This is a genomic window from Marivirga arenosa (assembly GCF_030503895.2).
GTDB classification, from domain to species: Bacteria; Bacteroidota; Bacteroidia; order Cytophagales; family Cyclobacteriaceae; genus Marivirga; species Marivirga arenosa.
This window is the reverse complement of sequence record NZ_CP129970.2, coordinates 3,153,233-3,165,594: the sequence shown is the minus strand read 5'-3', so window position 1 is coordinate 3,165,594 and position 12,362 is coordinate 3,153,233. Positions and strand designations below refer to the sequence as shown.

Annotated in this window: 7 protein-coding genes; 5 read left to right on the top strand and 2 right to left on the bottom strand. The window is 34.1% G+C overall.

Annotated elements, in window-relative coordinates; translation table 11 throughout:
• Positions 1 to 72: 72 nt before the first annotated feature.
• Positions 73 to 1,794, bottom strand: a complete 1,722-nt coding sequence (locus QYS48_RS13785) for a phospho-sugar mutase (RefSeq protein ID WP_308356415.1) — start codon at positions 1,792 to 1,794, stop codon at positions 73 to 75.
• A 241-nt stretch (positions 1,795 to 2,035) separates the two neighbouring features.
• Positions 2,036 to 3,130 carry a 4-hydroxyphenylpyruvate dioxygenase gene (hppD, locus tag QYS48_RS13780; RefSeq protein ID WP_308356414.1) on the bottom strand — a complete coding sequence of 365 codons (1,095 nt, stop codon included), beginning with the start codon at positions 3,128 to 3,130 and terminating at the stop codon, positions 2,036 to 2,038.
• 159 nt (positions 3,131 to 3,289) lie between these two features.
• On the opposite strand from hppD, the gene QYS48_RS13775 reads away from it, so the two are divergent.
• The 5 genes from QYS48_RS13775 to QYS48_RS13755 all read left to right on the top strand — a co-directional run bounded on the left by QYS48_RS13775 (position 3,290) and on the right by QYS48_RS13755 (position 12,336).
• On the top strand, positions 3,290 to 3,697 hold the full coding sequence (locus QYS48_RS13775) for a hypothetical protein (protein WP_308356413.1): 408 nt from the start codon (positions 3,290 to 3,292) through the stop codon (positions 3,695 to 3,697).
• A 273-nt stretch (positions 3,698 to 3,970) separates the two neighbouring features.
• The gene (locus QYS48_RS13770; RefSeq protein ID WP_308356412.1) at positions 3,971 to 6,178 is read left to right on the top strand and encodes a sodium-translocating pyrophosphatase; all 2,208 of its coding nucleotides are present in this window, start codon (positions 3,971 to 3,973) and stop codon (positions 6,176 to 6,178) included.
• A 162-nt stretch (positions 6,179 to 6,340) separates the two neighbouring features.
• Positions 6,341 to 8,272 (top strand): GAF domain-containing protein, encoded by a 1,932-nt coding sequence (locus tag QYS48_RS13765; RefSeq protein WP_308356411.1) that lies wholly within the window; start codon positions 6,341 to 6,343, stop codon positions 8,270 to 8,272.
• Between the two features lie 43 nt (positions 8,273 to 8,315).
• Complete coding sequence (locus QYS48_RS13760) at positions 8,316 to 9,917, top strand: ATP-dependent DNA ligase (protein WP_308356410.1); 1,602 nt, start codon at positions 8,316 to 8,318, stop codon at positions 9,915 to 9,917.
• Positions 9,910 to 12,336 carry a ligase-associated DNA damage response DEXH box helicase gene (locus tag QYS48_RS13755; RefSeq protein ID WP_308356409.1) on the top strand — a complete coding sequence of 809 codons (2,427 nt, stop codon included), beginning with the start codon at positions 9,910 to 9,912 and terminating at the stop codon, positions 12,334 to 12,336. The genes QYS48_RS13760 and QYS48_RS13755 overlap by 8 nt, the downstream gene beginning before the upstream one ends.
• Positions 12,337 to 12,362: the final 26 nt, after the last annotated feature.

Below are 12,362 nucleotides of genomic sequence, written 5' to 3'. Positions count from 1 at the left end.
ACTAACTAAATCTCGGGCGTCACTTCTGTGAAGAAAGAGATCTATCCTATTGACTCAAAGTTTCAGTACGCGTTACAAATCCAAATCATCTAAATAGGCTTTAATGATATTCCCCAATTCAGCAAAATCACTTTCGAAGCTATCTTTTGAATTTAAGCTCCCCTTCACACTCACATAGAATTTAATCTTAGGTTCTGTGCCAGAAGGTCTTGCAGAAATTTTACTACCATCCTCTAGGAAGAATTGTAACACATTAGATGCTGGAAAATCTAATCTTGACTTTTTACCAGTCTCTAAATCTAAAATTGTTGACTTCTGATAATCTCTTACCTTTAAAACCTTTGTCCCTGCAAGGCTTTTAGGGGGTTCTTCTCTAAACCTAGTCATCATAGCCTTAATTTCCTCACTACCTGATTTACCTTTCTTAGTAATGGAAACCAAATCCTCCCGATAAAAACCAAATTTCAGATACATCTCAATCAGATAATCATATAAAGTCTTTCCTTTTGACTTAACGTAAGAGGTCATTTCAGCTATCATTGCAACGGAAGCAATAGCATCCTTATCGCGTACATAATCACTAATCATATAGCCATAGCTTTCCTCACCACCGCCTATAAAAGTTTTCTTACCTTCTAATTCTCTAATTACAGCTGCGATATTTTTAAAACCAGTGAGGGTATCATAACAATCTACTTTGTAGGCTTCTGCTATATTTTTAAATAGTTCTGTAGTAACTATGGTTTTAACGATATATTGATTGCCATCCAATTTTCCTAAATCATTCCATCTACTTAACAGATAATAGATTAATAGTGAGCCTGTTTGATTCCCGTTAAGCAATTCAAATTCATTATTCCCATTTTTAATGGCAATCCCTACCCTATCAGAATCCGGATCTGTAGCCATCACAATATCTGCATCAACTTCTTTTCCTTTAGCTAATGCCATAGACATGGCTTCCTTCTCTTCAGGATTAGGATAAACAACAGTAGGAAAATCTCCATTGGGTTCTGACTGTTCTTCTACGATATGTACATTTTTAAAGCCGAAGGATTCTAATGCTTTAGGCACTAGTGTAATTCCTGTACCATGAATGGAAGAAAATACTATATCAATTGATTTATCATTTTCACTGGCGTCAGGAAATAGTCTCAATTTCTTGATTTCTTCTAAATAAGCTTCATCTAAATCTTCTCCTATATATTCAATAAGGGCATCTTTTCTTTCGAAGGAAACATCATCAATGGAGGAGATAGATTGAACTTCATTCATCACATTCATATCGTGAGGCGCAACCATTTGAGCTCCATCTGTCCAATACGCTTTATAACCATTATATTCTTTCGGATTATGCGAAGCCGTTAACACTACACCACTTTTACAGCCTAAATGACGAATAGCAAATGATAATTCTGGCGTTGGTCTTAAAGCTTCAAAAAAGAATACTTTTATATCATTAGCTGTAAAAACATCTGCCACAACATTAGCAAATTCATCTGCATTATTTCTACAATCGTGAGCAATTGCCACAGAAACACCTTGTTCTTTAAATGTTTTGTTCAAGTAATTACTTAAACCTTGAGTAGCCATCCCTAAGGTGTATTTATTCATACGGTTACTCCCAACTCCCATTATGCCACGCAAACCACCAGTTCCAAATTCTAAATCTTTATAAAAAGATTCTTCAAATTCTTCTTTATTATTTTCCTGTAAATCTCTTATCTGTTTTTTAGTAGCCTCATCCACAGCTTTACTGTCTAACCACTGCTGGGCTTTTTCCTGACTTGTCATGATGGTTCTTATTTTTAATTAATAAAATCTGAATAACGACTAATTATGATCTCTTAAGATTAGAATTGATTCTCACTGCAAATCTTTTAGATAATCAAATAATAATGAAAGTTAAATTACTGAATAATGTGCTAGCAAAAAACAAAAATTGTCTTTAAAGCGCTTTAAGCATAAAAAAACCACAGCTAAAAAAGGCTGTGGTTTTTTGGTTCATTTTTTAATTGCTCTTATGAGCAGATTATTATAAGTTCCCTCTCAGCTCTTGTTCTCTTTCAATTGCTTCAAATAAGGCTTTGAAATTACCTTTACCGAAAGACTTGGCTCCTTTTCTTTGTATAATTTCATAGAAGACAGTTGGTCTATCCTGAACTGGTTTTGTAAAGATTTGAAGTAGATATCCTTCATCATCTCTATCTACCAAAATATTATTTTCTCTGATGGGTTCTATATCCTCATCTATTTCTCCTACCCTTTCGAATAAATCGTCATAATAAACATCTGGAACCCTCAAGAATTCAACCCCCCTTCTTCTCATTTCAGATACAGTATCCACGATGTCATCAGTTGCAATGGCAATATGCTGAACGCCTGCTCCTTTATAAAAATCTATATACTCCTCAATTTGAGATTTTTTCTTACCCTCAGCTGGCTCATTAATAGGGAATTTGATAAATCCATTCCCATTAGAAACCACTTTAGACATTAGGGCAGTATAATCAGTAGAAATATCTTTATCATCAAAAGTAATTAATAAGTTGAAGCCCATAACATCTCTGTAAAAATCAACCCATTTGTTCATTTCACCCCATCCTACATTACCTACGCAATGGTCAACATATTTTAAACCTATAGGGCTTGCAGGTAATTCACTTGTTTTTTCAACATAGCCAGGTAAGAATACCCCACTATAATTTTGTCTGTTAACAAATGTGTGAAGCGTATCACCATAAGTATGAATAGAAGCTACTGTTACTTCTCCATGCTCATCTTTAATAGTTTTGGGTTCAGAATGTGCTTTTGCCCCTCTTTTAGTGGTTTCATTAAAAGATAACTCAGCATCATCAACCCAAAGTGCTAATACTTTAACTCCATCTCCGTGTAATCTAACATGTTCTGCAATTTCGGAATCCGGCTCTAAGGAAGAAGTTAATACCAAACGGATCTTGCCTTGTTGCAACATATATGAAGCCCTATCCTTAATGCCTGTTTCCGGACCAGCGTAGGCTTTTAACTCAAAACCAAAAGCCGTTTGATAATACATGGCTGATTGCTTAGCATTTCCAACATAAAATTCAATGTAATCGGTGCCATTTATAGGCAAAAAATCCTGTTCCATAGTCTTTTAAATCAATTTTAAAATTAATTATATTCAAAATTATGCATTTTGACCACTTATAGAAATTAAATCCAAAACTATTACTAAATAGTGCTCGTATTACTTGGAAGTTAATTTCAATCTAAAGAATTTTACATTCAGAAAACAATAGCGCATAGCATGATAGATATTAAAAAGTTAGATGAAGATTTGACAGCATTGGTAAAGGCAAAAATTGCTTTAAGTAAATTGACTTATGCTGATAATGATTATGACAAAATCGAAGAAGAACTTCATGATTTAGAGGATGATTTCCAAGAAAATTATGGTGAATACTTGGAAGAAGCATTAGCAGACGTTCATGATGAATTCTGCCCAGACAATGATGTTTTGCTTCCGATTGCCTATTTAGCTGATGAATATGTTGTTACTGAAGATACAATTGATGTAGCTCCAGGACATGGAGTGTTAGTTGAAGCTGATGATTTCGCCAGCTCTAAAGTTACATTAGCATTAGCTCCAAAACCTACAAGAATAGTTTTACAAGCTGGAAATGACCACAAAGAAGTGGTTTGGAAAGCGAGCTAATTCTTAATTAATAGCATAAACTAAAAAGTTCTTTAGTACTCTAAAGAACTTTTTTTATTTAAGACCACATATTGCTTTATCCGATTGCTTATAAACAATAGTCTTCTCTATTTTTATGAGCTTATAGTTCATTTATACCTCATATCTATTATTTACCAAATGAATTATGGAAATGAAGTAGATTAACAATTCATCATTTTCTTTGAGGAATTTATTTCCATTTACCAATCATCCCTCTATATTTGCAGGGTTTCAAAAAAATAACTAAAACTTATGAGCAATATTATCTGGATTGTCCCGATTCTCGGGATTGTGGGACTGATTGTTATGGCTATCAAATCCGCATGGGTATCGAAGCAAGATGCCGGTGATGAGAGGATGCAAGAATTAGCTGGATACATAGCAAAAGGTGCTATGGCATTTTTAAAAGCCGAATGGAAGGTAATGTTCTACTTTGTGATCATTGCCGGTATATTATTGGCATATTCTGGCACATTAGTGGAAACATCATCTCCTGTAATTGCAATTTCATTTATTATAGGTGCTATTTTTTCAGCATTTGCAGGTTACGTAGGAATGAATATTGCTACTAAAGCGAATGTGAGAACTACTCAATCCGCAAAAACTAGTCTAGCAAAAGCTTTGAAAGTATCATTTTCAGGTGGCACTGTAATGGGGCTTGGTGTTGCAGGCCTTGCAGTTTTTGGAATGGGTACTCTATTTATTTTCTTCTATAACCTTTATGTATTACAAACTGGTGGTGATGTAAACGGTTTGGAAATGGAAAAAGCATTAGAAGTGTTAGCAGGTTTTTCTTTAGGAGCTGAATCAATTGCATTATTCGCCAGAGTTGGTGGTGGTATCTATACGAAAGCTGCCGATGTTGGTGCTGATTTAGTGGGTAAGGTTGAAGCTGGAATTCCAGAGGATGATCCAAGAAACCCTGCAACTATTGCAGATAATGTTGGAGATAATGTTGGAGATGTTGCAGGTATGGGAGCCGATTTATTTGGTTCTTATGTAGCTACTATCTTAGCTTCAATGGTATTAGGTAGAGAAATCATCTCTGAAGATCAGTTTGGTGGTATTGCACCTATCCTTTTACCCATGATAATTGCAGGTTTAGGATTAGTATTCTCTATTGTAGGTACTCTTTTCGTTAGAGTTAAAAATGAAACTGATAGTGTTCAAAAGGCACTGAACTGGGGAAACTGGTCTTCGATCATTCTTACCGTTATAGCTTCCTATTTCTTAGTGGACTACATGTTACCAGAAACACTTGTTATCCGTGGTTTCGAATTTGGTAGTATGGATGTATTCTGGGCTATATTTACAGGTCTTATTGTAGGTGCTCTTATGAGTATCATTACAGAATACTATACCTCTATGGGTAAAAAACCTGTATTATCTATAGTGAAACAATCTAGTACTGGTTCTGCTACTAACATCATTGGTGGTTTAGCAGTAGGAATGCAGTCAACTGTATTGCCAATATTAGTTTTAGCGGTAGGTATAGTAGTTTCTTATTCTTTCGCTGGTTTATACGGAGTAGCAATTGCTGCTGCTGGTATGATGGCAACTACAGCTATGCAATTAGCGATTGATGCTTTCGGTCCTATTGCTGATAATGCAGGTGGTATTGCAGAAATGAGCGGATTACCTGAAGAAGTAAGAGATAGAACTGATAACCTTGATGCGGTTGGTAATACTACTGCTGCAACGGGTAAAGGCTTTGCTATTGCTTCTGCTGCATTAACTGCATTAGCTCTTTTTGCAGCTTTCGTTGGTATTTCCGGCATTGACTCAATTGATATTTACAAAGCTCCTGTATTGGCTGCTTTATTTGTTGGGGGTATGATTCCATTCATCTTCTCTTCATTAGCAATAGCTGCTGTAGGTAGAGCTGCAATGGATATGGTACAAGAAGTAAGAAGACAGTTTAAAGAAATGCCTGGCATTATGGAAGGTACAACTAAACCAGAGTATGAAAAATGTGTAGACATCTCTACTAAAGCCTCTATTCGTGAAATGATTTTGCCAGGTGCTATTGCGTTAATCGTTCCTTTATTAGTTGGATTTGGTTTAAAAGGAGTATTTGAAGATACTTCTTCTGCAGAAATCTTAGGTGGATTATTAGCAGGTGTTACCGTTTCAGGTGTTTTAATGGGAATATTCCAGAATAACGCTGGTGGTGCTTGGGACAATGCTAAAAAATCATTCGAAAAAGGAGTAGAAATTAATGGCAAAATGGAGTATAAAGGATCTGAAGCTCATAAAGCATCAGTGACTGGTGATACCGTTGGTGATCCTTTTAAAGATACTTCTGGCCCATCTATGAACATCTTAATTAAATTAATGTCTATTGTAGCATTAGTTATCGCTCCTCACATTTCTGTTAAGGACCATAGCACTGCAGAAGTGAAGAAAGAGGTTAAAGAAATAGTAGTGGAAAAAAGCGAAGTGATTCAAGCTGAGAAATAAGCTTTTTTAAATGATTTGTGAAAGGTTAGTTGGTCATCCAACTAACCTTTTTTGTTAAAATTGTTTTCTGAATTCTGAAATCAATTCACTTACCTTTTATTGTATTTACAGTAAATCATTTCTATTTTGCTAATTAATTGAAGCATTAGAAAAAGTAATCAAATGGCGGATAAAAATTCTCAAAATCAAGAACAGAACAGAAAGCTTAATATTAAAAATTACGTTCGAATTGATTTTAAAACCCTTCAAGGCAGAATTTCTATAGGTTTTATTATAATTGGTGCATTCGCATTGATTATGTTAGTAAGCAGCAACAGAGCTTGGAAAAACCAAATTGAGGATGGTAAAAATCTAATTGCTTTAAATAAAAACAGTAATACGCTAGTAGCTGAGGTTCAACAATTGGTTGATTTAACCACTATTTTAACCTTTCGTTACGTCAGTACAGAAGATGATTTCTACAAAAATGATCTAGAAAGATGGTGGACTGATGAACTATACCCTAAAGTTGATGAACTCGATAGCTTAGTAAGAGAATATGGAGACAAAAATGTAATCACTTATACGGAAGAGCTGAAAGAACATCTTCCAAAAATAAAGAAAACCCAAAAAGAAGCTATTGATAATCTTAACTATTCAATATTGAATAGTGATTCAACGATAGACGATATCTTACATTTAACTTTTTTAAGAGAAAATATTCAAGATAGATTACAAATGGCTGAGCAAGAAGCTATTCAAGATATTCAAGACGCAGAAAGAAACATTCCTTTAATGCTTATAATTGAATTCATAATAGCCTCTATTATCAGTAGCATTATAGCTGTATTTATTATTCGATCAGTTCTGAAAAGAATAAATTTCCTAAAATCAAATATTAGAGAACTATCTAAAGGTAATCTTCCAGATAATTTAGAAGAATCGGAAGATGAAATGAATTCCATTATTAAAGGTATCAATGAATTAATATTTAATTTAAAGGGAATAACCCGATTTGCTGAAGAAGTTGGTAAAGGTGATTTCAATACGAAAATATCTGTTTTTAATAACGAAGGTCATTTAGGTCAGTCTTTAGCCGACATGCGCAATAAACTGCAAACCGTTGCGGAACAGGATAAAAGAAGAGTTTGGTTTAATGAGGGAGTTGCAAAATTTGGGGATATTCTACGTAAAAATGATAGCAGTATAGAGGATCTCTCAGCCAGCTTAATATCTGAACTAGTAGAATATACGGATTCTATTCAAGGTTCATTATTTATTGTTGATAAAGAAAATGAAAATGATATTAAAATCATTCTTAAGGGAGCTTATGCCTACCATCGACAAAAATTCATTGAAAAAGAATTAGCTCCTGGTCAAGGTTTAGTTGGACAATGTTATTTAGAAAAAGAATACATCTATTTATCTGAAATACCTGAAAATTATGTTAGCATCCGATCTGGTTTAGGTGAAGCATCCCCTACTCACATTTTAATTAGCCCAATGAAATTGAATGAAGAAATATTCGGAATAATTGAATTAGCATCATTCCAACCATATGAAGAATATCATATGAATTTCATTGATAAAGTGGGTGAAAGTATTGCCTCAACTATTCAAGGCCTTCAAGTATCATTAGAAACTAAAAAGCTTCTTGAAGAGTCTCAAATGAAGGCAGAACAATTACAAGCTCAAGAAGAAGAAATGCGACAAAATGCTGAAGAGCTTGAAGCTACTCAAGAGGAAATGGAAAGGCAAAGTAAAGAAATGGGGGCCTTTAATCAAGGAGTTCGAGTTTCAACTATGGTAGCTGAATTTAATAAAGAGGGTGAGATTTTAGATATCAATAATCAATTACAAATTCAAACAGGTTGGAGTAATGACGAAATTATAGGTTTAGATAGAAAGAGGCTAATCATATATGATGAAGATATTGATTGGACACAAACTTGGAATAAAATTACAGACAGCATGTCATTGAGTGCTTCTGGCACTTTAATTGGTAAAAGCGGAAATGAAATTCCTATTATTGCTCATTGTATTCCAGTTTCTGATGAATCGGGTAATACTGCTAAAATTGCTTGTATTTTTATCAAGAAAGAGAATTTTCAATAACATTATAATTTAATGCTGGTTATAATTCTTTAAAGCTATAGCCTTGAAAGAATTTTCGAAACTCATTACGGCATTAGATCAAACCAACAAGACAAACGATAAAGTTGAGGCACTAAAGCATTATTTCAAAAGGGCTGAAGACCATGATAAAATATGGACTTTGGCACTTTTTACTCATCGTAGACCCAAAAGAGCAGTCAAAACATCCTTACTAAAAGCATGGGTAATGGAATGGACCTCCATACCTGAATGGCTTTTTCAGGAATCTTATCATGTAGTGGGTGATTTAGCTGAAACAATCTCACTTCTACTCGCTAATATAGATTGTAAATCTAATGCTGAGGATAAGCCCCTCACCTATTATATCAACACTTTGAACAGAATCAGAAATGAAGATCTGATTGAAAAAAAACAAGTATTATATACTCTTTATCAAGAATTAGATCAACAAGAGAGATTTGTATTCACAAAAATCATGACAGGTGGCTGGCGAGTTGGTGTATCTCAAAACTTAATTACTAAAGCACTTAGTGAAACTTACAATATAGATAAAACTATTATTGCTCATAGATTAATGGGAGATTGGTCACCTGACAAATTAACTTTTCAAGAATTAATACTAGAAGAAAATAACAAAGATTTAGCATCAAGGCCCTACCCTTTTTATTTGGCACACCCAATTGAAACCAATGAAATAAAAGAAAAGCTAAAACCGGAAGAATGGCAAGCAGAATGGAAATGGGACGGTATAAGAGGCCAAATCATTAAACGAAAGGAGGAAGTTTTCATATGGAGCAGAGGGGAAGAGTTAATCACTGATAAATTTCCAGAACTAAAAGAGATGGCCAACCAATTACCAAATGGCACTGTTCTAGACGGAGAAATCACTGCATTTGAAAATGGCGAACCTTTATCTTTTGCAGTTTTACAAACAAGGATTGGACGCAAAAATGTCACTAAGAATCTATTAAAAAAGGCTCCTGTTGTTTTTATCAGTTACGACTTAATTGAGTTTAACGGGCTGGATTATAGAAATCGACCACTTAATACTAGAAAAGCTGAATTAGATAATATCATTCAGCAAACATCAGATAGTCGGCTAATCAGTTCTGAAAGTTTAAGGTTTGATAATTGGAGTGAATTAGAGGAGATTAGAAAAAAATCTCGTTCAGTAAAAACTGAAGGCATTATGCTAAAAAACCTAGATTCCGTTTATGAAGCTGGTAGAAAAAGAGGAAGCTGGTGGAAATGGAAAATTGCTCCATTAACTATAGATGGCGTAATGATTTATGCCCAAAAAGGACATGGCAGAAGAGCAGATTTATATTCAGATTACACATTGGCTGTTTGGCATGAGGATGAATTAATACCTTTCGCTAAAGCCTATTCTGGACTTACAGATGCCGAAATGAAAAAAGTTGATTCTTTTGTCAAAAAAAATACAAAAGAAAAGTTTGGTCCTGTCAGAACTGTGAAACCTGCATTGGTTTTTGAAATAGCATTCGAGGGCATTCAAGAATCAAAGCGACATAAATCAGGTATTGCACTACGCTTTCCAAGAATCAAAAGATGGAGAAAAGACAAATCCATATCTGAAGCTAATAAACTCATTGATTTACAGGAATTATTAGAGAAATATGGATGATCAATTGAAAGCTGGAATTAATTGGTTTAAGAAAAAAGGTTGGGACCCTTTTGCTTTTCAATTGGAAACATGGAAACACTTCATTGATGGTAATTCTGGCCTACTTAATGCGCCAACTGGCAGTGGAAAAACCTATGCAATCTGGATTGGCTATTTACTTTCCAACTTAAATAATAAACCTAAAAAAGGTTTAAAATTTTTATGGGTTTTACCTTTAAGAGCACTTTCAAAGGATATTCAATCTGCCATCCAGGAAGCTGCTTATGATTTTGGTTTTGATTGGAAAATTGAAATACGAACAGGTGATACGTCAACTAAAGATAGAAAACGACAAAAAACAAGCCCTCCTGATTGCCTAATCACTACTCCTGAAAGTTTGCATCTACTTTTGAGTCAAAAAAATTCTACCAACTATTTTAAAAATCTTGAAGCCTTGGTAGTAGATGAATGGCACGAATTATTAGGAAGTAAAAGAGGTGTTCAGGTAGAATTAGCCTTATCTTCATTCAGAGCTATTAGTAAGAATAAATTGAAAATATGGGGGATTTCAGCCACTATAGGTAATCTACCTGAAGCTCAAAAAGTATTGCTGGGACCTAATAATTCAGATGGTATTTTCATCAGTGCAAAACTTGATAAAGAAATAAAAATTAAATCCATACTTCCCGATGAAGTAGAAAAATATCCATGGGCGGGACACTTAGGAATAAAACTCATTGATAAAGTTCTACCCATAATAAATGAGAATAAAACTACTTTAATATTTACAAATACAAGATCCCAAACTGAAATATGGTATCAACAATTACTGAATAAAGATCCTAATCTAGCTGGAGCTATTGCCATGCATCATGGCTCATTAAATAATCAAATCAGAACTTGGGTAGAAGAAGCTTTGCATTCTGGCCAGATAAAAGTTGTGGTTTGTACTTCCAGTTTGGATTTAGGTGTTGATTTCAGACCAGTTGATACCATTATTCAGGTTGGTGGACCAAAAGGAGTAGCAAGATTTGCACAACGAGCTGGGAGAAGTGGGCATAGGCCAGGTGAAATCAGTAAAATATACTTCCTTCCTACTCACTCTTTAGAACTAATTGAAGGTGCGGCTTTAAGATCAGCCATTAAACAAAAGGATTTCGAAGCTAGAATCCCTATTAAAATGGCTTTGGATGTACTGCTTCAATTTATGACCACTTTAGCAGTAAGTGATGGTTTTGATGCAGATAAGTTATTTAAGCAAGTTACAGAAACCTATTGTTATCAAGACTTATCCAAAAAAGAATGGAATTGGTTATTAGACTTTTTAAAAACAGGTGGTAAAAGCTTATCAGCTTATGATGAATATCAAAAAACTACAGAAGAAAATGGCCTTATTAAAGTGACAAACAGAAGAATTGCAATGCGCCATAGGTTATCCATTGGTACCATTGTAGGCGATCAGGTATTAAATGTAAAATATGTAAAAGGAGGTCATTTAGGAACAATAGAAGAGTATTTCATCAGCAAACTTAAAGTTGGTGACACTTTTTGGTTTTCTGGTAAAGCATTGGAATATGTTAGACTAAAAGATATGACAGTTCAAGTAAAGAAAAGTAAAAGGAAAACCGGCTTAATTCCCCAGTGGATGGGTGGTAGAATGCCACTATCTTCACAACTTTCACTACATATAAAGGAAAAACTTGAAAAAATAAAAAACAATCAATTAGATGAAATAGAATTATCTACAATACAACCTCTAATAAATAGACAACTAGAACTATCCGTCATTCCAAACAAAGACGAATTGTTGATAGAATCTGTAAAATCAAAAGAAGGTTTTCACATATTCATATTTCCTTTTGAGGGGCGGTTTATACATGAGGTAATGGCCGGACTTATTGCCTACAGGATAAGTGTTTCTCAACCCATTACATTTTCCATTGCAATGAATGATTATGGCTTTGAATTACTCACGGATGAAGAATTTGATATTGAAGAAATGTTATCACTTGACTTATTTTCATTAGACAATTTAAAAGAAGATATTATGCTGGGAATTAATGAAACAGAGATGGCTAAAAGAAAATTTAGAGATATAGCTTCAATATCGGGCATGATTTTTAAAGGGTTTCCAGGAAAGAATATAAAGGAAAAACACATTCAAGCTTCCTCTTCAATTTTATATGATGTTTTTACTGAATATGAACCTGAAAATCTGTTGTTAAAGCAAGCTCATAAAGAAGTAGTGGAGCAACAATTGGAGGAAGAAAGATTAATTGAATCGTTGCGGAAAATCAATCAACAAAAAATAATTTATAACAAAACTTTAAAACCCTCACCTTTTGCATTCCCTATTATGGTGGATCGATTAAGGGAAAAATTTTCAACAGAAAGTCTGGAAGAAAGAGTGGCGAAAATGCAGATACAATTAGAAAATTAATAATTTTAACTTTAGATTTGAAGGCT